The organism is Nonomuraea sp. NPDC005501, from assembly GCF_040605905.1.
Classification (GTDB): domain Bacteria; phylum Actinomycetota; class Actinomycetes; order Streptosporangiales; family Streptosporangiaceae; genus Nonomuraea.
Genome location: NZ_JBEXDT010000123.1, coordinates 1 through 20929 on the forward strand (window position 1 = coordinate 1; position 20929 = coordinate 20929).

The window sequence follows — 20929 nt, forward strand, 5'->3', positions numbered from 1 at the left end:
CCGGTTTCCGTACGTGCGCCCGAGCCGCACCATCGCGATCGTGGAGATCATGTTGAGCACGAGCTTCTGCGCGGTGCCGGCCTTGAGCCGGGTCGCCCGCGCGGCCCGTCGAGGGGCCGGCCCGCCGTCACCACTCCACCAGCAGCGACGGCAGCCCGCGCCCGACGATGGAGCGGCGGTAGGCGATCTCCTGACCGGCGGCGAGCCGGAGCCCCGGCAGGCGCCGTCCGAGCACCTCCAGCGCCGTGCGGAGCTGGAGCCGGCCGAGCGCGGCCCCGACGCAGAAGTGGATCCCGTACCCGAACACCATGTGCGCGTCCGCGTTGGGCCGGTCGATCACGAACCGCTCCGGGTCAGCGAACACCGTCTCGTCGTGGGCCGCCGAATCGGTCGACAGCAGCACCAGCGACCCGGCCGGGATCGTCTCCCCGTGCAGGACGAGGTCGGTCGTGGCGTACCGGAACGAACCGAGGGAGGCGCCGTCGATCCGCATGCACTCCTCGGCCGCGTTCTGGATCAGGGCGGGCCGGACCGGCCACGCCTTCTCGCGCAGCAGCCGCAGGACGGAGTTGCCGAGCTGGTTGGGGACGGTGTCGTTGCCGCCGAGCAGGATCGTGGAGATCAGCTCCACCACCTCGCGGTGGGTCAGCTCGGTGCCGATGAGCGAGGTCATCAGCGAGGTGAAGTCGTCGCGCGGCTGCTCGGCGCGGGCGGCGACCAGCCGGTCCACGTAGCCGAGGTAGGTGAGGAAGCTGTCGGCCAGTTCTAGCTGCCGCTCCGGCGGCTGCGGCGACAGGAAGAGCTGGAACCAGTCCTTCACGTGCGCCTGCACGAACGCCTCGTCCGCCTCGGGCACGCCGATGAAGCGGGCGGTCAGCTTGATCGACGGCTCGTGCCCGAGGTCGGTCACGAAGTCGGCCCGGCCCCGGGGCTCGATCCGGTCGACCAGCTCCTCGTTCAGCCGCCGGAACGTCTCCTCCATCGCCGACACGGCGCGCGGCGTGAACGCCCGCGACACCGATCGGCGCAGCCGGGTGTGGTCGGGCGGGTCGACGTTGGCCACGAAGCTCGACAGGAACGAGCCGTGCTCGCCCAGCTTCTCGCGGGTCTCCCGGGTGAGGCTGCGGGAGATCGTGAGCGAGCCCTTGGAGGAGAAGCGCCGCGGGTCGCCGTACGCGGCGCGCACGTCGGCGTGGCGGGTGAGCACGTACGCGCCGAGGTGCCCGCTGTGGAACACCGGCCGCTCCCTGCGCAGCCTGGCCAGGAACGCGTACGGCGAGGCGACGTGCCAGTCCGAGGCGACGTCGAAGTCCTCGATCATCCGAAGATCCTCCGCGGGTTGTCGACGAGCATCTGGTGGATCTGCTCCTCGGTGACGCCGCGCCTGCGCAGCTCGGGCAGGACGTCACGGGAGACGTGCAGCAGGTGGTAGTCGGGGTGGCGCCGGCGTACGACCTCGGCGTCGAAGCGGTCGTTGAAGCAGTACGAGTCGTGGCCGAGCACCATGCGGCCCGCGTGCCCCCGCTCGCACAGGGCGGCCACGACCGCGACGCGGTCCTCGAAGGGGCTGATGGTGCCGATGCCGAAGCGGTCCATGCCGATGAAGGAGCCGTTCGCGACCAGCTCCTCCAGGTAGGCCACGTCGGTGGAGTCGCCCGCGTGGCCGATGACGACCCGGCCGAGGTCCACGCCGAGCGAGGCGAGCAGCCGCTGCTGCTCCAGGCCGCCCCGGCTCGGGCTGTGGGAGTGCGTGGCGATGGGCGCGCCCGTCTCCAGGTGCGCCTCGGCCACCGCGCGGAAGACCCGCTCGCAGCCCTTGGTCATGCCCGGCTGATCGGTGGCGCACTTGAGGATCGCGGCCTTCACCCCGGTACGCCCGATGCCATCGGTGAGGTCGCGGACGAAGAACTCCGCCAGCCGGTCGGGCCCGCCGAACAGCGTGCCGGGGCCGCGGTTGCCGAAGTACGGGGGCAGCGCGTCGTAGGTGTAGAGGCCGGTGGCGGCCACGATGTTCACCCGGGTCAGCTCGGCGACCCGCTGGACCGCCGGGACGTGCCGGCCGAGCCCGACCACGGTGAGGTCCACGATCGTGTCGATGCCCTCGGCCCCGGCGGCGTCCAGCTTGGCCGCGGCCTCCCGGGCGCGCGTCTCCAGGTCCCAGCCCTCGGGGATGTCCGGCCAGTTCCACAGGATCTCGGGGCTCAGCCCGAAGACGTGCTCGTGCATGAGCGTCGCCCCGAGGTCGGCGACGGGTCCCCTCACGGTCTCGGGCACGGGAACCTCGGATGGTCGAACGGCCGGTTGACCTCCAGGCCGAGCCCGTCGGTCTGCCGGTACGGCGTGCCGGTGTAGAGGGCGTCGGCGTCGAAGTACGTGACCGTGAACGACAGCCGGGTCGTCTCGCGCCGGTTGGCGGGCGCCCCGTGCACGGTCAGGGCGTGGTGGACGGTGGCGTCCCCCGCCTGGAGGTCGAGCGGGGGCGACAGCTCCAGGTCCTTCAGCCACGGATGCTGCGTGAGCTGGTCGTCGCCGGTCCGGGTGAAGCTGCGGCCGAGCACGCCGTGCCGGTGGGAGCCGGCGTAGAAGCGCAGCGACCCCATGTCGGCGGGCACGTCGGCCAGGGCGAGCCAGACGGTGAGCATGGCCGAGCGGTCCATCGGCATCCACGGGAAGTCCTGGTGGAACTCGGTCGCGCCGTGCTCCCCCGGCTCCTTGACGAGCAGGTTGGTCACCTGGACGCGGACGTCGCGCACCCCGTGGAGCAGGCGGGTGGCGTTGCGGCCCATCACCGGGGCGAGGGCGAGCGCGCGGAACGCCTCGTCGCTCTCGGCGATGTCGCGTGACTGGCCGAACGCCTGGTCGACCAGCGTGGCGTGCTCCCTCCGGCGGGCCTCCAGGTAGCCGGCCGCCCGCTCGCGCAGGGCCGTCACGGTGTCCGGGGGCACCAGCCGGGGGAGCCGGACCCAGCCGTGCCGGTGGAAGAACCTCACCTCGTCGTCCGTCGCTTGGCGCACCGGGATGTCCATGCGGCCAGTCTCGCATCTGAAGCAAGCGCTTGGTAAGTAGCCGGAGGCGATTCCCGGGTCGCGCGGCGTACACTGCTAGAACCAAGCGCTTGGTACGAGAGGAGGCCCCCGGTGCGGCGGTTCAGGTTCGGGGCCGTGATACGGCAGGCGGGGTCCGGCAAGGAGTGGGCCGAGAAGGCCAGGCGGCTGGAGGGCTCGGGGTTCGACGTGCTCCTGGTGCCCGACCACCTGCTCGGACCCCGCTTCGCCCCCGTGGCCGCCCTGACCGCGGCGGCATGCGCGACGAGCCGGCTGCGCGTGGGGACGCTGGTCCTCGCCAACGACTTCCGGCACCCTGCCGTGCTGGCCAAGGAGACGGCGACGCTGGACCTGCTGTCGGACGGCCGGCTGGAGGTCGGGCTCGGCACCGGCTGGATGGCCGGCGACTACGCCTCGGCCGGGATGGCGCTGGAGCCGCCCGGGGTCCGGGTGGAGCGGCTGGCCGAGGCGCTGGCCGTGCTGAAGGGGCTGTGGGGCGAGGGTCCGTTCTCCTTCGACGGCGCCCACTACCGCGTCCGGGACCTCGACCAGTGGCCCAAGCCGGTCAGCCGCCCGCACCCGCCGCTGCTGCTCGGCGCGGGCGGGCGGCGGATGCTGCGGCTCGCGGCCCGCGAGGCGGACGTCGTCCACCTGACGACGCGGGTGCGCGGCGACGGCAGCGGGCCCGACGAGCGCGACGGGGGTCCGGAGGCGTACCTCGCCAAGCTGCGGACCGTGCGGGAGGCGGCGGGCGAGCGCTACGACCGGCTGGAGCTGGGGACCAGCGTGCTCCAGGCCGGCGAGCGCAGGGCGGAGGAGGCGTGGAGCGCCGCCGACAGCTCGCGGCTGGAGGGCACGCCGCAGGTGCTGCCGGGGACGCGGCGCGACATCGCCGACCGGCTCCGCCACTGGCGCGACGAGCACGACCTGTCGTACTTCGTCGTCCACCACGAGCGCGACCTCGGCGTCCTCACCCCCGTCGTGGAGGAGCTCGCCGGGACGTGAGCGCCGCGACCGCCGCGTCACACCGTGAGGACGACCTTGCCCATCGTGCGCCGCTCCTCCAGGGCGCGGTGGGCGGCGGCCGCCTCCCGCAGCGGGAACTCCTGGACGGCCGGCTCCAGCCGCCCCGCGGCCGCCTCCGCGAGCGCCGACTCCACGAGGTCGCCGAGGCCGCCCGGCCGGGACAGCAGGTGGCCGATCCCGTCGTGGGAGGTGACGCCGCGGGCCGCCAGCTCCTCCTCCGCCGGCCGGAACCACTCCCCCGCCGCCTGCCCGTACACCACGTGCCGGCCGCCCTTCGCGAGCAGGCCGAACGCCTCCTCGCCCAGCCGGCCGCCCACGCCGTCGAACACGACCGTCACCTCGCCGGCCCGCTCCCGTACGACGTCGGCCCAGCCGGGCTCGCGGTAGTCCACCGCGAGCGCGGCGCCCAGCGCGGCGACCCACTCCGCCTTGGCCGGTCCGCCCGCCGCCCCCACGACCGCCACCCCGGCCTGACGGGCGTGCCGCACGAGCAGCGTCCCCACGCCGCCCGCCGCCGCCATGACGAGCACCACGTCCGTCTCCGTCACCGGCGCCAGCTCCAGCAGGCCCATCGTGGTCGTGCCGGTCGTGACCATGGCCACCGCCGCCCCGTACGACACGTGCGCGGGGAGCGGCAGGAGCGACGCCGCCTCCGCCACCGCCAGCGACGCGTAGCCGCCGGACTCCAGGTCGCCGGTCACCACGCGGGCGCCCAGCAGGGCCGGATCGACGCCGTCCCCCACCGCGTCGACCACGCCCGCCACCTCGCCTCCGAGGACGGCCGGCAGCGCGGGCGCGGGGTGCGGGCCGACCGGCACGCCGCGCCGCAGCAGCGTCTCGATGAAGTGCACGCCCGCGGCGCGCACCGCCACGCGCGCCTGGCCGGGGCCGGGCTCGGGGTCGGGCTGGGTGACGAGGCGGAGGTTCTCGGGGGGACCGTAGGCGGCAAGAGTGATCACGTCCATGGGCCCAGACTGGTCCCTCAAGTGAAGTTGAGGTCAAGCGTGCCGGATGATGGGAGGCATGGATGAGATGTTGCTGCTCAGGCATGGTGAGACCGAGTGGAGCCGGACCGGCAGGCATACCGGGCGTACCGACGTGCCGCTGACGCCGAACGGCGAGGAGCAGGCGCGGGCGCTCGCCCCCCTGGTCAAGGAGTGCGTGTTCGACCTGGTGCTCACCTCGCCGGCGGGACGCGCCCGCCGCACCGCCGAGCTGGCCGGGCTCGGTTCGTACGAGGTGGATCCGGATCTGTGGGAGTGGGACTACGGCGGCTATGAGGGCGTGACCACGCCGACCATCCGCGAGACCCGGCCCGGCTGGTACCTGTGGCGTGACGGCGTGACACCCGGCGACGCGGAGCATCCCGGCGAGACGGTGGCCGAGGTGGGCGCGCGGGCCGACCGGGTGATCGCCCGGGCCCTGGCCGCGGAGGGGCGGGTGGCGCTGGTGGCCCACGGTCACATGCTGAGGGTGATCGCGGCCCGGTGGCTGCGGCTGCCGCCGGAGGACGGGCGGCTGTTCAAGCTGGAGACCGGAACCTACTCGCGGCTCGGCTTCGAGCACGGCGAGCCGGTCGTCGTCACCTGGAACGCTCCCGTCACCCCGGCCTGAGCCTTCACCAGGGGGCCAGGCGGCTGCCGGGGAACGGGGCGAGGAGGGTCTCGCGCCACGGCCCGTCCAGGTGGTCGCGGGCCCTCTTGGCCCAGGTCAGCAGCCGGTCGTCGGGCTCCGCCTCGTCGTCGAGGCCGAGCGCGGCGTCGCGGGCGCGCTGCGTGCGCAGGTGGTCGTCCAGGGAGACGCCCCAGATCGTGACCGCCTCGGTGTCGCAGAACAGCACCTCGTACAGGCCGACCAGCTCGTGCCCGTGCTCGGCCATCAGGGGCGCCCGCTCGGTGCGCACCGCCTCCAGGTAGTCGAGCGCGGCGCCGGGCCGTACGCGGGCGCTCTCGAACAGGTAGAACTCGGCGCGCCCCACGCCGGCGAGCGACGGCGTGCCCGGCACGGCGCCGAGCGGGCGGGAGAAGGCGGAGAAGCGCAGGTCGTCGATGTCCGACAGGAAGAGGCGGTCGTCCACGCCGCGGTAGATGTTCATCATCTGCCGCCAGCCGCCGTCCCAGCCGCCGTGGCACTCCCACAGCGTGACGGCCTTGAACTGGGGGTGGCCGGTGATGCCGACCGCGTAGAAGGCGCCCGCGAGGTCGATGTCGCGGGACCTGATGGACGTCCCTGAGGTCAGGGTGGGGCGTTCGAGGGACTCGTCCTCGCGTTTGTAGCGGGTGAGCCAGGTGAGGTACTCCAGGGGCCGCCGGGAGTTCATGGGGCGGAAGTCGACCTCTTCGATCAGGTAGATGGCCCGGCGCACCACGCCTCCTCGACCTCACATGACCAAGCGATTGCTCGGCTCAGGCGTGAGCGTAACACGGCCGGAGGAGACGCGGGCAGGGTCAGGAGAGCGACTGGGCGGGCTGCGGCCCCCTGCCCGTCAGCCACTCCAGCACCCGGCGGTGGCCGGACGCCGCGTCCTCGAAGTGGCCCCAGTGCCAGTAGCGGGGCTGGTCGCGGATGCCGGTCACCCACGTGCGGTAGGAGACGGTTCCGGACTCCGCCGGCGCCACGCCGTACGTGCGGATCACGACCTTGCCGCCCGGCGCGAAGAGCACGTCGTCGGCGATCGGATAGAGGGTCATCTGGTCGAGCATGGACCGCATCCTGTCCGGTCCGCGGGGCGGAACCGTTACGCCCCCGGCGCGCCGCCGTTAAGCGGGCGCGCCGGAGGTTAACACGCGGTTACGCCACCCCCATCGGAACGGTCCCGTCGGACCGGACGCATCGGACCGGCCCCCTCAGGCCGGCCCTCGGATCGCCCCCCTCAGACCAGGAGCCCGTCGAACTCCCCGTCCTTGACCCCGAGCACGAGGGCCCGGATCTCGTCACGGGTGTAGATCAGGGCCGGACCGTCGGGGAAACGCGAGTTGCGCACCGCGACGCCGCCGTCAGGAAGCTGGGCGAGCTCCACGCAGTTGCCCTGCGAGTTGCTGTAGCGGCTCTTACGCCAGGCGACCTGCTTCAGGTCGGTCGCGGGCATGCCGTTGTAGGTCTGCTTCATCTACATCTTTCTGAGAAGACCGCCGATGAGCTCGACGGTGCCCCCGGGCGTGGTGCTCTCCACGCATAACTGCTCCATGGCCGTGAGGTACGGGTCGATGTCCTCACGTTTGTCCAGGTATAGGGCACCCCAGAGCTGCTCGACATAGACAACGTCCGACAAATCGGACTCGGGAAACCGCAAGATGCTGAACGCGCCCCCTTCAGCGGCGTGCATGCCGTATCTGAAGGGCATCACCTGGAGGGTGATGTTGGGCAGTGCGGCGACTTCCAGCAGGTGCTGGAGCTGCTCGGCCATGACGTCCCGCCCGCCGATGGTCCGCTTGAGCGTCGCCTCGTCGATGACGGCCCACAGGCGCGGCCCGTCCTTCTGGGTGAAGCGCTCCTGCCGCTGCATGCGCAGATGCACGCGGCGTTCTATCTCCGCGGGGCCGGCATCGGGGTTGCCGAGCTGGAAGACCGCGCGCGCGTAGGCGGCCGTCTGCAGCAGGCCGGGCACGAACTGCACCTCATAGGTGCGGATCACGCTCGCGGCCTCCTCCAGCCCGACATAGGTGGTGAACCACGAGGGCAGCACGGCCGAGTACTTGTGCCACCACCCGGGGGTGTTGGCCTCGCGGACCATCTCCAGCAGAGCACGGCGTTCGGCGTCGTCGACGACGCCGTACAGGGTGAGCAGGTCTTCGACATCACGTGTCTTGAATCCGACGCGACCGAGCTCCATCCGGCTGATCTTGGACTCGGACGCCCGGATGTGGAATCCGGCCTGGTCGCGGGTGAGCTCGCTGGCCTCGCGCAGGCGCCTGAGACTCGCCCCGAGCATGATGCGCCTGACGGTCGAACCAGAACCCGGCGGATCAATGGACACGCGCTGCTCCTTGGTCGTTTCCTTGACACCTAGTCTGTCACTTCACGGTCGAAAGATCATCAACCGCGGCCAAGATCCCCTTTCCCGCCGGTTTGACCATTTGAGGGAAACCGTAGCGCCTGCACGCACCCTCTGCACGTGCATTCGCCCTTGCACCTGCACGAGAGTTTGCCGCAGAATGATCTATGTGCAACCCACCCTGGCTTCCGGCCAATGGACCACGTTCGACTGGTGGCCCCCCGTCGGTTGGTGGCCCGAGGCGGCGCGCGATCTGCTGGCCCCCGGGCCGTCCGCGAGCGCCACGTTCGTCCTTCCCCCCACCCCCTCCTCCGTGCACGCGGCACGCGCCTTCGCCATGGGGGCGCTGAGCGGCTGGAAGCTGGAGGAGCTCACCGAGAACATGGAGCTGGTCGTCTCCGAGCTGGCGACCAACGCGCTCCGCCACGGACTGCACGTCTCCGATCCCGGCTCCTGCCCGCCCGTGCACATGTCACTGGTACGCCGGGGGTCACTGGTCACCAGCGCGTTCACCGACCCGGCCTCCGAGGTGCCGGTGCTGCGCTATCCCGGCCCCCTCGACGCCGGCGGGCTGGGGCTGCACATCGTCGAATCCCTGAGCCTGCGCTGGGGCTGGTCGGCGCTCGCACCACAAGGGAAGATCGTCTGGGCAGTCCTCACCTGACCGGGGGTGATCTGCACTACCGTGGATGCTCATGGCTCACGGTGAGTCCCGCGCGCGACCCCTGAGAGTGCTGACCGATGGATGATCACCTGCTCGGCTGGCTGCGGACACTCGACGAAGACCGGCTCGGCCGCATTCTCTCCAACCGGCCCGACGCCATCGCCGCGCCCTGGCCGCGGCGGCTCGACACGCTCGCCCAGCGGCTGTCCAACGGCTTCGCCGTCATGGAGGCGCTGCGCGGCCTGCCGCTGCCCTGCCTGGAGCTCGCCCAGGCGTCCCTCGTGGTCCGCCATGCCACGCCGGAGCGGGTGGCGGAGTTCCTCGGCGTGCCGCTCGGGGAGCTGACTCCCTGGCTCGACCGGCTGCAGGACCACGCGCTGGCCTGGCCCGACGCCGAAGGCGCGATCCACCTGGCCGAGGCGGTCGCGCGCTGGTGGCCCACCCCGCTGGGCCTCGGCGAGCCCCTCGACCACTACCTCAACTCCTGGACGATCAGCCTCGACACCCTGCGCGCCCTGGCCCGCCGCCTCGGCCTGCCCTCGGGCGGCCACAAGCGCCGCGCGATCGCCCGGGTCAGCGAGGTGCTCGCCGACCCGGCGCACCTGGCGGCGCTGCTGCGCCACGCCCCCGAGGGCACGCGCGAGCTGCTGGACGAGTTCGCCTGGAGCGGCCCCGTCCGCGACGTGGACGGCGGCAGGTTCGTCACGCCCGGCACCCCCGAGAAGTGGAGCGCCGACCACGGCCTGCTCTACCGGCCGAGCTGGCACGTCGCCGAGATGCCGCGCGAGGTGGCGCTGTGCCTGCGCGGCCCCGGCCATCGTCCGCCGTTCACGCCCGAGCCGCCCGAGGTGGCCACGATCCCCATCGACCCCGAAGAGGTCGACCACCTGATGACGCTGGCCGCGCCGCACGTGGTGGAGCGGTGCGCGGCCCTGCTCGACAACATCTCCAAGACGCCGCTCCCGCTGCTCAAGACCGGCGGCGTGGGCGTGCGGGAGGTGCGGCGCGTGGCCAAGGAGACCGGCTGCGACGAGGACGAGACCCGGCTGCTGCTGGAGATCTGCGCGGTGGCCCGGCTGCTGGCCTGGGACGAGCAGGCGGGCGGCATGGTGCCGACCGAGCGGTTCGACCGGTGGCGGCTCGACGAGGGCGCGGCGCGGCTGAGGGTGCTGCTGTCGGCGTGGTGGCGGATGGAGCGCTCGTCGCTGCGCCGCCTCGACGGCAGGTACGGCACCCTGCTCGGCGACGACCGGTCCGGCCCGGCCGTGGCCCGCATCCGCCGGGCGGTGCTGCCCGTGCTGGCCCACCTGCCGTCGGGCACCGCGTTCGCCGACCGCGCCGGCCTGATCGCCAACGTGCACTGGCACGCTCCGCTGCTCGACCGGGAGATGCTCGGCGAGTGCGCCTCGGCGGCGCTGGAGGAGGCACGGCTGCTCGGCCTGATCGCCAACGACTCGCTCACCGACCTCGGCCGGGCCCTGGCCGGGCTGGCCGCGCGCGCGGGCGACGAGAACGACGAGGTCGTCCCGCTCGTCGAGCACGACCCGATGCTGGTGGAGGCGTCCACCCGGGCGCTGGCCAGCGTGCGCAGGAGCGCCTTGTTCGGCCCCGACCTGACCGCGGTGGTCACCGGGCCGCCCGCGGCCGAGCTGGCCGCGCTGCTCGACCGGGTGGCCGAGCGGGAGTCGCGGGGGTCGGCCTCGGTGTGGCGGTTCACGCCCGAGAGCGTGCGCGGCGCGCTCGACCACGGCCACGACGCCGACGAGCTGCTGGACGAGCTGGCCGCCGTCGGCACCGTGCCGCAGCCGCTCGACTACCTCGTGCGCGACGTGGCCCGCCGCCACGGCGAGGTGACCGTGACCACGGTCGGCTGCGTGGTGCAGGCGTCCGACCCGGCGCTGCTCGCCGAGATCGCCGCCAACCGGCGGCTGACCCGCCTCGGGCTGCGCCTGCTGGCCCCCACGGTGCTGGTCGGCTCGGCCGACGCCGAACGCACGCTCGCCGTGCTGCGCGACAACGGCTACGCGCCGGTGCCCGTCGCCGACACCGGCGAGATCACCATCCGGCGGGTCCGGCCCGAGGAGCCGCCGCCGGGCGGCAAGCTGGTCCTGCTGCCCGGCGGCCAGGTGGCCGAGCTGCCGGAGCGGCCCGTCCCGTCCGGCGCCGCCGCGCTGGCCGGGCCCGACGGCCTCGCGCACATCGTCGCCGACCCCACGCCCGACCCGTACGAGCACGCGCGCCGGCTGGTCGCGGCCGGCCAGAGCGCGCAACCGGCCGGCCGCACCTGGGCCGTCATCGGGCGGATGGCGACCCGGCTGCCCACCGCGCAGCAGTCGCTGCTCGGGTTCGTGGTGGACCGCGGGGTGCGGGCCGGCATCACGCTGACCGGCGGGCTGACCGCCACCATCAGCCACGGCGAGCTCAAGGGCGCCGCGCTCGACGCCTGGTGCGAGGAGGCCGGCGACTACCTCGAGTTCCCGCTGGCGGAGATCGTCGAGGTCAGGGCAGCTTACTAGCCTTCTTCAGGTCGGCCACGAGCCCCTCGACGAAGGCCGCGTAGCCCTGGTAGCTGAAGGGCGTCTCGGCCCGCCACGGGTAGAGCTGCCCGGCCTTGACCGCCGGGAGCTTGGCGAAGGTCGGCTTCCTCATCATCTCGGCGGGCTGGAGCGCCTGGCTGCGGGTGTCGTACAGGATGACGTCGGCGTCGTAGGTGTCGGCGTTCTCCCAGCTCAGCGTCTGGAAGAAGCCGCCCTCGTCCACCTTGGACGGGGTCACCACGTTCAGGCCGTTGCGGGTCAGGTGGACGATGTCGGGGTACTCCGGCGGGTTGACGATCCACAGCGCGTCGGCGCCGCCCGACAGCATGAGGATCTTCAGGTCCTTGAACGCGGCCAGCTCCTTCGTGGCGGCCTCCAGCCGGGCCTTGGCCTCGGGGACGCCCTGCATGCCGGCGCCGAGGGAGGTGGCCAGCTCCTCGTAGCGGCCGATCACGTCGGTGGCGCTCGCGCCGGTGAGCATGATGCCGGCCGTGGGGGCGACCTGCTCGATGGTGTCCTTGGACTTCTCCGGGACGTACCAGAGGGTGTCCTTCTCGTACATGTTGCTGACCAGCAGGTCGGGCTGGAGCGAGATGTACTTCTCGACGTTGAACTCGTCCCACACGTTGCCCAGGCCTTCGACCTTGGTGATGTCGACGTTGCCGACCTGCGGGTCCCTGCTGCCGTCCTTGAGCTTGTGCGGGCCGAACACCGCCACCGGCCGCACCCCGAAGTCCCACAGCGCGGCGGCCGAGCCGACCTGGGCCACGATGCGCGCCGGGCGCTGCGGTCGCTCCAGCTTGCGGCCGCGGTCGTCGGTGAACGTCCAGGGCCCTCCGGCGGACCCGCTCGGTACGGCGGAACCGCTCGGCGCCGAGGTCCCCGTTCCGGTGCCGGACCCGCACGCCGCCAGGGTCAGCGTCGCCGCCAGGCCCGCGGCCGCCACGAGGAAGCCCCTGCGGGCCAGTACCGGTTCGGACATTTCCCACTCCTAAGGTTAGGCTTGCCTTCGTCGTGCGTGATGAGATTAGCCTTACCTAAGTTTGACCGCCAGGAGAGGGGGGTGGGTGCGCCCGGCCCATCAGATCGAATCGCCGCCCGCGATGGCCGGCCGGCCGGCGGAGAGCCCTCCCACGGGGGCGACGGGACGCGGCCGGACGGCGGTCCTGACCGCCGGCCTGGTGGCGGCCCTCGGCGTGCTGGTGCTCGTCGCGCTGGCCAGCGTGGCGCTGGGCGCCCGCTCCGTGCCGCTGTCCACGGTGATCGACGCCTTCCTCGCGCCCGGCGCCTCCAGCGACCACACCGTGATCCGCGAGCTGCGGGTGCCGCGCACGCTGCTCGGCATCGGCGTGGGCGCGGCGCTCGGCCTGGCCGGCGCGATCATGCAGAGCCTCACCCGCAACCCGCTGGCCGACCCCGGCCTGCTCGGCGTCAACCAGGGCGCCGCCCTGGGCGTCACCGTGGCGCTCGCCCTGCTCGGGCTCTCGGACCCGGCCGTGTACGTGTGGTTCGCCTTCGGAGGCGCGGCGGTGGCCTCCGTCCTCGTCTACGCGCTGGGCTCGGCGGGCCGCTCCGGCTCCGCCCCGGTGCGGCTCGCGCTGGCGGGCGTCGCCGTGGGCATGGCACTCACCGCCGCGTCCTCGGCGCTCCTGCGGATCGACGCCAAGACGTTCGACCGGATGCGGTTCTGGCTGACCGGGTCGCTGGCCGGTCAGGACGCGGCCACGCTGGTGCGCCTGGCGCCGTTCATGGTCGCGGGCATCGTCATCGGGCTGCTGCTGGCCCGGCCGCTCAACCTGCTGTCGCTCGGCGACGACACCGGCCGGGCCCTCGGCGTGGCCGTGGGCCGGACCCGCCTGCTCGCGGGCGTGGCCGTGACCCTGCTGTGCGGGTCGGCGACCGCGGCGGCCGGGCCCCTGTGGTTCGTGGGCCTCGCGGTGCCGCACGCCGTGCGCGCGGTGGTGGGCGGGGACCAGCGGTGGGTGCTGCCGTACACGGTGCTCACCGCTCCGGCGCTGCTGCTGGCGGCCGACGTGGTCGGACGGCTCATCGCGCGGCCCGGAGAGGTGCAGGTCGGCATCATGTGCGCGCTGCTGGGCGCCCCGGTCTTCATCCTGATGGCCCGGCGCAGGAGGCTCGCCGCCCTGTGACGCCCCCATGACTCTCCCCCCGTCCCGCGCTGGAGCTCTTTCGTGACCCTCTCCCCCTCTCCTGCCCGCCCCCGGCGGGTGGCGCGTCTCGGGTCCTGGTCGGTACGGCCGGCGCCCCGGGCGCTGTCGGCCTGCCTCGGGCTCGTCGCCGCCGGGTTCGTCGTGGCCGTGCTGGCCATCTCCACCGGCGAGTTCACCGTGCCCGTGCCCGACGTGCTGAAGGCGGTGTTCGGGCAGGGCACGCCCGTCGCCGAGCTCATCGTGTCCAGGCTGCGCGCCCCCAGGGTCGTCACCGGCCTGCTGGTCGGCGCGGCCTTCGGGATGAGCGGCGCGATCTTCCAGAGCCTCACCCGCAACCCGCTCGGCAGCCCCGACTTCATCGGCTTCACCGCCGGCGCCTCCACGGGCGGCATCCTCGCCGTCGTCTCCGGCGGCACCGCCCTGCACATCGCGGGCGGCTCGCTGGCGGGCTGCGTGGTGACGGCCGCCCTGGTGTACGGGCTGGCGTTCCGGCGCGGGGTGCAGGGCTACCGGCTCGTGCTCGTCGGCATCGGCGCGAACGCGCTGCTCGTCTCCGTCAACTCGTACCTGCTGACCCGCGCCAACATCAACGACGCCGCCACCGCCGGCGCCTGGCTCACCGGCAGCCTCGGCGGACGCGGCTGGGAGCACGCGATCCCGGTCGGCGCGGCGGTGGCCGTCCTGCTGCCGGTCTGCGCGTACGTGTCCCGGCCGATGCGGATGATGGAGATGGGCGACGACGCGGCGGCCGTCGTCGCCGGGGTGCTGCTGTGCGGTGTGGCCACGGCCGCCGCCGGGCCGGTCGTCTTCGTGGCCCTCGCCGCGCCGCAGCTCGCCCGGCGGCTGACCCGCTCCTCCGGCGTCACCATGACCGCCTCGGCGCTCACCGGCGCCGTGCTCCTGACGGCGGCCGACCTGGCGGCGCAGCGGGTCATCGCGCCCGCCCAGCTGCCCGTGGGCGTCCTCACCGCCGCGATCGGCGGCGTCTACCTCGCCCTCCTGCTCCGCAAGGACCGCCACTGATGCCGGCGCCACCGATGCCCGCGCCGCGAAAGGACCGTCACTGATGCTCCCGCTGGGAAAGGACCGCCGCTGATGCTCCCGTCCCCGCCCGCCGCCCGGCTCACGGGGTCCGGCCTGACGCTCGCCTACGACCAGCGGGTGGTCGCCGAGGGCCTGGACGTGACGATCCCCGACGAGTCGTTCACCGTGATCATCGGCCCCAACGCCTGCGGCAAGTCCACGCTCCTGCGCGCCCTCGCCCGCATGCTGAAGCCGAGGAAGGGCGCCGTCCACCTCGACGGCAGCCTGATCACCTCGCTGCCGTCCAAGGAGGTGGCCCGCCGGCTCGGCCTGCTGCCGCAGAGCTCGATCGTGCCCGACGGCATCACGGTGGCCGACCTGGTGGCCCGGGGGCGGTACCCGCACCAGCGGCTCATGCGGCAGTGGTCGCGCGCGGACGAGGCCGCCGTGGCCGAGGCCATGCGCGCCACCGACGTGACGGGGCTGGCCGAGCGGATCGTGGACGAGCTGTCCGGCGGGCAGCGGCAGCGGGTGTGGCTGGCGATGGCGCTGGCCCAGGAGACGCCGATCCTGCTGCTGGACGAGCCGACGACGTTCCTCGACATCTCGCACCAGATCGAGGTGCTGGACCTGTGCGCCGACCTGCACGAAGCCGGCCGCACGATGGTGGCGGTGTTGCACGACCTGAACCAGGCGTGCCGCTACGCCACGCACCTCGTCGTCATGCGCGACGGCTGGATCGTCGCCGAGGGGGACCCGTCGGCGATCGTGACGCCGGAGCTGGTGGCGCGGGTGTTCGACCTGCGCTGCGAGATCATCACCGATCCGCAGTCGGGGACGCCGCTCGTCATCCCGGAGTCCCGCCGCCGCGCCCCGGAGTCGCCGGAGCGGGCCTCCACGTCGCCGGAGCGGGCCTCCAGGTCGCCGGAGCGGGCGTCCGTGTCCGGGGCGTCGCGGCGCCGGTCCTAGCGGACGCCGCAGACGCGGAGCGCGAGGAGGGCGAGGGCTCGGGTCACCTCGCGCAGCTCCGACAGCTCCACCTGCTCCCTCGGAGCGTGCGCGAACCGCACGTCACCAGGGCCGTAGTGCAGCGACGGGATGCCGCCCGCCGCGTACAGCCGCAGGTCGCTCCCGTACGGCGCGGCGGCCTCGCGCGGCCAGGCGCCCGAGACGTCGGCGACCGCCCGGTTCACCTCCCCCAGCAGCGGATGCCCCTCGGGCAGCCGCCCGCTGGCGAACTGGCCGCCCGGCCACGTCACCACAGGCGGGTTCTCGCGCAGCCACGGGCTCGGCGCGCCCAGCACCGCCTCCTCCAGGGCGGCGCGCGCGTCGGCCGGGTCCTCGTCGAGCCGCACGCCGAGCCGCCCCTCGGCGACCAGCAGGTCCGGCACCGTGCTCGCCCAGTCGCCGGCCCGCACGGTGCCGATCTCGATCGGGTACGGCAGCGCGTTGTCCCCGTACAGGGGCGGCACGTCGCGGTTGCGCTCGGCCTCCACCCGCCGGATGGCCTCGAACACCGGCCAGAACACCTCGATCGCGCTGACGCCCTCCGTCCGGGCGCCGCCGTGCGCGGCCCGGCCGGAGACCTCCAGCCGGAACGTCAACGCCCCGGCGTTGGCCGTGATGACCGTGCCGCTCGTGGGCTCGGTGAGGACGGCCGCCTCGGCGGTGTGGCCCCGGGCCAGCGTCGCGAACGCCCCCAGCCCGCCGTCCTCCTCACTCACCACGCAGTGCACGGCGAGCGGCCGCACCAGCCGCACCCCGGCCGCGCGCAGGGCGCGGACGACGGCGAGGTTGGCCACCAGGCCGGCCTTCATGTCGCAGGCGCCCCTGCCGTGCAGGGTGTCGCCGACGATCCGCGCGGCGAACGGGTCGTTGCCCTCCCACTTGGCCAGGTCCCCGGTCGGCACGACGTCGACGTGGCCCTGGAGCGCCAGCGCGGGCACGCCCTCGCCGCCGGTCACCCCAACCACGCCGTACGCCTCGGACCGGGGCGCCTCGGTGCCGGGGAAGCCGTCGCGGGCCCGCAGCCCCTCGATGTCGACCTTCCACACGTCCACGTCGAGACCGGCCTCGGTGAGGAGACGGGCGAAGCGGTGCTGGAGCTCCGACTCGGCGTCGGTCCCCGTGATACTGGGCACCCTGACCGTCTCGGCCAGCAGGCTCACCGTGCCGGGGTCGTCGACGGCATCCAGGACCCGGGCTTCCACCTCGCGCATGAGGCAACCCTAGTCACGCCGCCGGCCCGGCATGAACCCAGGAGACGGCAGCCGGAGACAACAGGGTCGAGGCGCGGATCGCCTCGATGGCGGAGGATCGCGGCGCCGTCCTGGCCGAACCGGCCCTGCCCTGATCCCCGTGCCGCGATCGCCCGTAAACTTGGCCCGTGGCAGAGCCCAAGTTCGAGATTCAGATGCTGCACGACCGGGTGATGATCCGGCTGGAGCAGAACGCCGAGGAACGGCGGAGCGGCTCGGGGATCGTCATCCCGGCCACCGTCAAGCTGGCCAACCGGCTCGCCTGGGGAGAGGTCTGCGGTGTCGGGTCCAACGTGCGCTCGGTCAAGGTGGGCGACAAGGTCCTGCTCAACCCCGAGGAGCAGTTCGAGGTGGAGTTGCACGCGCAGGTCTACCTGGTGATGCGGGAGCGCGACCTGCACGCGGTGGCGACGCAGGAGACCGACCACGGCACGGGGCTCTACCTCTGAGCACCCGGCCCGTCCGGCCGCGCACGCGACCGGCCGGGCCTGTCGGGCTCAGACGCCGCCGGGAAGCGCGCCGGTGGCGGCGGTGCCGCCGGTCGCCGCGCGGTTGAAGGTCAGCCAGAGCTTGGCGGTCCACGTGCGGGCCGGGACGGCGGCCAGAGTCCGGGAGGCCCTGCCGTCCAGGCCCACGACGGTCAGCCGGTAGGCGCCCCCCTGCGGCATGACCGCGATGACGTGGTCCTCGTCCCACCAGCCGAACAGGGCGGTCGGCCGTACCGCGACCCGCTTGATGATCTGCCCGGTGGCGGGGTCGGCGACGCAGAGGCGCTCGGCGGAGCGCGGCGGGCACCACAGCGCCAGGCGGCGGCCGGAGGGCGAGTACGGGTCCTCGGGGCCGGTCGGGCGGCCGAGCGCGGTGTGCGTGCTGAGAACGGCGCCGTCGGCGGCCCGGTAGGCGCGCAGCCCGTCGCCGTGCCTGGTGATGAGGTCGCCCGCGGGCGTCCACGCGAAGGCGGCCCGCGCGTCCACGCCGGCGACCGCGACCGTGCGGGCGGTGCCGGCCGCCACGTCCACGACGGTGAAGCCGGCGGTGCGCCAGGAGCCGCCGGTCTTGCGCTCCACGGTCAGGGCCACCCGCCTGCCGTCCCGGGACCACGAGATCGACGAGGCGGTCAGCGGCTTGGTGACGGTGGGGACGCGGCGCAGCGCGCCGGTGGCCCGGTCGGTGAGGAGGAGGGCGTCCTTGCCCGCCCGGTAGGCCGTGGGCACGGCCGCGAGGATGCGCCCGTCGGGCGAGACCACGGCCTCGGACACGGCTGCCCGCACGGTGAACGCGTCGCCGGTGCGCGCGCGCACGTACGTGGCCTTCGTGCCGAGCCCGTACGCGCTGAGGCGTACGGGATCGCCGGTCTGCTGCTGGTACGTCACGTTCACGCCCGGGAGCGGCAGCGCGGCGGCCCGCCGGGCGGGCGCGGTCGGCGCAGGCGACGCGGTGGGCGCGACGGGCGCGGCGGAAGCTGTGGGCACCGTCGGAGCTGTGGGCACCGTCGGTGCGGCGGGCGCGGCGAGGAGCGTCAGGGTGAGCACGGCGGCGGCGGAGGCGGACACGCCCCGCACACTAGACACCGTTCGCCGCGATATCCCGCGCGATAGCGGCCCGGTATGGATCGGGCCGATCTCAGTAGATCAGTAGAAGCGCCGGCTCAGAAGAAGCGCCGGCTCAGCATGAGCAGGTCGATGCCGACGGCCTTCATGCCGAAGTACACGATCGCGGCCGCGACGGCCACCGTGACGAGCAGCACGACGATGCGGAGGGGCCAGCCCTGCCGCTTGTACCACTCGGTCCAGGCGTGCAGGGTGCGCTTGCCGAACTCCAGCACCCGCCGCGCCCAGTGGAACTCGGTGGCGAGCACGGCCAGCCCCGCGAACACCACGAGCCAGCCCGGCCCGGGGAACGGCACCATGATCAGCCCACCGATGACCATGACGGCGCCGATCACGCCGATGACGATCTTGAGGGTGAGGGCACCGGTGCGGGTGGAGCGGACGCCGTCCAGCCAGCCGTTCAGGCCGCCGCGGCGCGCGGGCATGTCGGACGCGCGTGCGGCCTCGTCCTTCACCGCGTCGGCGCCCCCCGTCTCTGAGTCGTGGATCGGCACAGCCCCCCCCGGACAGTCGGTCGTGCTCCAAGGATACGGCCGACGCCTGGGGCATATGCGACCGTAAGCATAATGATCTATAAACCCGGCCTAAAGTAAAATCTCTCGCCGAAGCGGCACTACTTAGCAAATATCGGTTAATGTCTGCTATGCCCGAGGTCATGCTTCGCACCGTCACCGGCCCCATCCGCGCTGCCTCGGTGGACGGCGCCGTACTCCCGCACGAGCACCTGCGCACCGACATGCGGTGGGCGGTCGGCATCGAGTCCGACCCGTACCGGTGGCTCGACGAGGAGCACACCGTCATCGACGAGCTCCGGGACCTGCGCCTGTCCGACGGGCTGAACCTCGTCGTCGACCTCACCTGCCTCGGCATGGGCCGCGACGCCGCCGCCCTGGCCCGCGTCGCCGCCGCCTCCCGGGTGCCGGTGATCGCCTCGACCGGCGTGTTCAGCGAGCCGTTCTCGCCGGCGAGAGACGCGGACGTGCCCACGCTCACCCGGCTGCTCATGGACGAGATCTCGAACGGCCTCGACGGGACGGGGGTGTTCCCGGGAGTGATCGGCGAGGTCGGCTGCTGGGGCGCCGAGCCCACGCCCGCCGAGGAACGCGCTCTCATCGCCGCCGCCCACGCCTCCGTCGCCACCCGCCTGCCGGTCGCCACGCACGGCCGCGACTCTCTCGGCGTGCTGGAGATCCTTCTCGCCCAGGGGCTGCCCGCGGCTCGCGTCGGCGTCGGGTACGCGGGCTCGGACCTGCCCGTCGCCCGCAAGATCGCCGAGTCCGGCGCGTACGTGAGCGTGACGGCGCTGGGCAACGGCGTGGACGCCGCGGTACGGGTCGCGCTCGGCCTCATCGAGGAGGGACACGCGGAGCGGCTGCTGGTCAGCACCGGGACGAGCCGGGTGGCGCAGACCGGCAGGTACGGCGGGCCGGGGTACGCCCATGTGTTCCAGGCGGTGCTGCCGCGCCTGCGTGAGGCCGGCGTCGACGAGGACACGATCCGGCTGGTCACCCGCGACAACCCCCTCCGCTGGCTCACGGCCGGCGCCGCCTGACCGTCCGCGCCTTCCCCAGGGGCCGCGCTCGCCGGAGCACCGGGAGTGCGCGAACTGGCTAGGATCGGTGCGATACGGGCCTGGCCGGATGGGGGACGGTGAGCGAGGACACGCGCAGCGGCGATCGGTCGCGCGGCCGGTTCGGGCGGCTGTCACGCCTGACGCGGCTGGGCGACGTGCCGGTCGTGATGATGCTGGTGTGGGCCGGCTGGCTCGCCGTCCCCTGGTCGTTCAGCGGCCTCGCCCAGGCCCGCGCGGCCGCCGCCGAAGCCGCTCTCCCACCCCCTCCGCCCGCCGCCGAGGCCGCTCTCCCACCTCCTCCGCCCGCCGCCGAGGCCGCCCTCCCATTCCCTCCGGCCGCGCCGGCCAAGGCATGGGGTCTGCCGGCGGCGGCCCGGCCCGCCGCCACCGTCCTCCCCGCCGGGAGAACCCACCAGGCCCACGAGACCCGACGGGACGCGTTCGCGGCGCAGCGGGCGTGGATCGCGGGCGAGGTCCACGACGCGGCCGGTCACGGGCTGGCGGCCATCGCCATGCAGGCCGGGGTCGCCCTGGTCACGCTGGACGACGATCCCGAGCAGGCGCGCGCCTCGTTACGGGCCATCCGCGAGACGAGCCTGACCGCCCTGGCGCAGCTCCGTACCGCCCTCGACCGCCTGGATCCCCGCCCCTCGGAGAGCACGTCAGACACGCGGCCCACGGACGGTGGGCTGCGGGCGCTCGTCGACGGAGTGCGCGCCACGGGCCTGCGCGTGAAGGTCCAGCCGGACGAGCCGGCCGTGCCCGCTCGCCTGCATGACGCCGTCTACCGCGTCGTCCGCGAGTCCCTCACCAACGTCCTGCGCCACGCCGGCCCCTCCGCCGCCACCCGGGTCCGGCTGGCCGCCGAGCCGGACGCGTACATCGTGGAGATCGTCAACCACCCGGCCGGCACCCCGGGACGGGCCGGCCAGCCCGGCGCGGGCGGGGGCGGGGGGGGTCTAACAAACCCCTCACCCCCCCGGCCGCAGGGTAACGGGGGCACCCCTGGCGGGCCCCCCCCCCTTCACT

The 20929-nt window shown here is 73.7% G+C and carries 22 protein-coding genes and 1 pseudogene; 10 read left to right on the top strand and 13 right to left on the bottom strand.

The window, feature by feature from the left end:
- From ABZS51_RS37865 to ABZS51_RS37880, 4 genes and pseudogenes are all read right to left on the bottom strand, one after another.
- Window positions 1-102, bottom strand: a pseudogene (locus ABZS51_RS37865) (N-acetylmuramic acid 6-phosphate etherase); the annotation flags it as partial.
- Between the two features lie 25 nt (window positions 103-127).
- A complete protein-coding gene (locus ABZS51_RS37870; RefSeq protein WP_355451726.1) occupies window positions 128-1321 on the bottom strand; it encodes a cytochrome P450 in 1194 nt (397 codons plus the stop codon).
- On the bottom strand, window positions 1318-2274 hold the full coding sequence (locus ABZS51_RS37875; RefSeq protein WP_355451729.1) for a phosphotriesterase-related protein: 957 nt from the start codon (window positions 2272-2274) through the stop codon (window positions 1318-1320). The genes ABZS51_RS37870 and ABZS51_RS37875 overlap by 4 nt, the downstream gene beginning before the upstream one ends.
- Complete coding sequence (locus ABZS51_RS37880) at window positions 2259-3026, bottom strand: phytanoyl-CoA dioxygenase family protein (RefSeq protein ID WP_355451732.1); 768 nt, start codon at window positions 3024-3026, stop codon at window positions 2259-2261. Before ABZS51_RS37880 ends, ABZS51_RS37875 begins: the two co-directional genes overlap by 16 nt.
- Window positions 3027-3137: 111 nt before the next feature.
- Here ABZS51_RS37880 and ABZS51_RS37885 point away from each other — a divergent pair, with 111 nt between their 5' ends.
- A complete protein-coding gene (locus ABZS51_RS37885) occupies window positions 3138-4049 on the top strand; it encodes a TIGR03621 family F420-dependent LLM class oxidoreductase (RefSeq protein WP_355451735.1) in 912 nt (303 codons plus the stop codon).
- A 17-nt stretch (window positions 4050-4066) separates the two neighbouring features.
- On the opposite strand, the gene ABZS51_RS37890 is transcribed toward ABZS51_RS37885, so the two are convergent.
- Window positions 4067-5035 (bottom strand): zinc-binding dehydrogenase, encoded by a 969-nt coding sequence (locus tag ABZS51_RS37890; protein ID WP_355451738.1) that lies wholly within the window; start codon window positions 5033-5035, stop codon window positions 4067-4069.
- 58 nt (window positions 5036-5093) lie between these two features.
- Here ABZS51_RS37890 and ABZS51_RS37895 point away from each other — a divergent pair, with 58 nt between their 5' ends.
- Window positions 5094-5684 (top strand): histidine phosphatase family protein, encoded by a 591-nt coding sequence (locus tag ABZS51_RS37895; RefSeq protein WP_310715885.1) that lies wholly within the window; start codon window positions 5094-5096, stop codon window positions 5682-5684.
- A gap of 4 nt (window positions 5685-5688) precedes the next feature.
- On the opposite strand, the gene ABZS51_RS37900 is transcribed toward ABZS51_RS37895, so the two are convergent.
- The 4 genes from ABZS51_RS37900 to ABZS51_RS37915 form a co-directional block, all read right to left on the bottom strand.
- On the bottom strand, window positions 5689-6435 hold the full coding sequence (locus ABZS51_RS37900; protein ID WP_355451741.1) for a hypothetical protein: 747 nt from the start codon (window positions 6433-6435) through the stop codon (window positions 5689-5691).
- 82 nt (window positions 6436-6517) lie between these two features.
- Complete coding sequence (locus tag ABZS51_RS37905) at window positions 6518-6772, bottom strand: hypothetical protein (RefSeq protein WP_310715881.1); 255 nt, start codon at window positions 6770-6772, stop codon at window positions 6518-6520.
- A gap of 170 nt (window positions 6773-6942) precedes the next feature.
- Entirely contained in the window at window positions 6943-7179 is a 237-nt protein-coding gene (locus ABZS51_RS37910; protein ID WP_113703532.1) for a DUF397 domain-containing protein, read from the bottom strand.
- Window positions 7180-8001, bottom strand: a complete 822-nt coding sequence (locus ABZS51_RS37915) for a helix-turn-helix transcriptional regulator (RefSeq protein ID WP_355451775.1) — start codon at window positions 7999-8001, stop codon at window positions 7180-7182.
- 223 nt (window positions 8002-8224) lie between these two features.
- Here ABZS51_RS37915 and ABZS51_RS37920 point away from each other — a divergent pair, with 223 nt between their 5' ends.
- Together ABZS51_RS37920 and ABZS51_RS37925 are read left to right on the top strand one after the other, a co-directional pair.
- Complete coding sequence (locus ABZS51_RS37920) at window positions 8225-8728, top strand: ATP-binding protein (protein WP_310715879.1); 504 nt, start codon at window positions 8225-8227, stop codon at window positions 8726-8728.
- A gap of 77 nt (window positions 8729-8805) precedes the next feature.
- Window positions 8806-11244, top strand: coding sequence for a helicase-associated domain-containing protein (locus ABZS51_RS37925; RefSeq protein ID WP_355451745.1), 2439 nt, complete (start codon window positions 8806-8808; stop codon window positions 11242-11244).
- Here the strand turns inward: ABZS51_RS37925 and ABZS51_RS37930 are convergent.
- Window positions 11228-12247: an ABC transporter substrate-binding protein gene (locus ABZS51_RS37930; protein WP_355451748.1), complete on the bottom strand. Its 1020-nt coding sequence runs from the start codon at window positions 12245-12247 to the stop codon at window positions 11228-11230. The two genes, ABZS51_RS37925 and ABZS51_RS37930, sit on opposite strands and share 17 nt — an antisense overlap.
- Before the next feature lie 85 nt (window positions 12248-12332).
- Here ABZS51_RS37930 and ABZS51_RS37935 point away from each other — a divergent pair, with 85 nt between their 5' ends.
- The 3 genes from ABZS51_RS37935 to ABZS51_RS37945 all read left to right on the top strand — a co-directional run bounded on the left by ABZS51_RS37935 (window position 12333) and on the right by ABZS51_RS37945 (window position 15428).
- Window positions 12333-13415, top strand: coding sequence for an iron chelate uptake ABC transporter family permease subunit (locus tag ABZS51_RS37935; RefSeq protein ID WP_355451751.1), 1083 nt, complete (start codon window positions 12333-12335; stop codon window positions 13413-13415).
- Between the two features lie 42 nt (window positions 13416-13457).
- Entirely contained in the window at window positions 13458-14459 is a 1002-nt protein-coding gene (locus ABZS51_RS37940; RefSeq protein WP_355451754.1) for an iron chelate uptake ABC transporter family permease subunit, read from the top strand.
- 72 nt (window positions 14460-14531) lie between these two features.
- Entirely contained in the window at window positions 14532-15428 is an 897-nt protein-coding gene (locus ABZS51_RS37945; RefSeq protein WP_355451757.1) for an ABC transporter ATP-binding protein, read from the top strand.
- Here the strand turns inward: ABZS51_RS37945 and ABZS51_RS37950 are convergent.
- Complete coding sequence (locus ABZS51_RS37950; RefSeq protein ID WP_355451760.1) at window positions 15425-16678, bottom strand: ArgE/DapE family deacylase; 1254 nt, start codon at window positions 16676-16678, stop codon at window positions 15425-15427. The genes ABZS51_RS37945 and ABZS51_RS37950 overlap by 4 nt on opposite strands.
- A gap of 167 nt (window positions 16679-16845) precedes the next feature.
- Here ABZS51_RS37950 and ABZS51_RS37955 point away from each other — a divergent pair, with 167 nt between their 5' ends.
- The gene (locus ABZS51_RS37955; protein WP_310715865.1) at window positions 16846-17166 is read left to right on the top strand and encodes a co-chaperone GroES; all 321 of its coding nucleotides are present in this window, start codon (window positions 16846-16848) and stop codon (window positions 17164-17166) included.
- A gap of 48 nt (window positions 17167-17214) precedes the next feature.
- Here the strand turns inward: ABZS51_RS37955 and ABZS51_RS37960 are convergent, their stop codons facing one another.
- A complete protein-coding gene (locus tag ABZS51_RS37960; protein WP_355451763.1) occupies window positions 17215-18270 on the bottom strand; it encodes a hypothetical protein in 1056 nt (351 codons plus the stop codon).
- A 95-nt stretch (window positions 18271-18365) separates the two neighbouring features.
- Window positions 18366-18821 (bottom strand): TIGR02611 family protein, encoded by a 456-nt coding sequence (locus ABZS51_RS37965; RefSeq protein WP_355451766.1) that lies wholly within the window; start codon window positions 18819-18821, stop codon window positions 18366-18368.
- 161 nt (window positions 18822-18982) lie between these two features.
- Between ABZS51_RS37965 and ABZS51_RS37970 the strand changes: the two genes are divergently transcribed.
- A complete protein-coding gene (locus tag ABZS51_RS37970) occupies window positions 18983-19879 on the top strand; it encodes an aryldialkylphosphatase (protein WP_355451769.1) in 897 nt (298 codons plus the stop codon).
- A 98-nt stretch (window positions 19880-19977) separates the two neighbouring features.
- Window positions 19978-20929 (top strand): histidine kinase (locus tag ABZS51_RS37975; protein ID WP_355451772.1); only part of this gene is annotated, 952 nt, incomplete at its 3' end.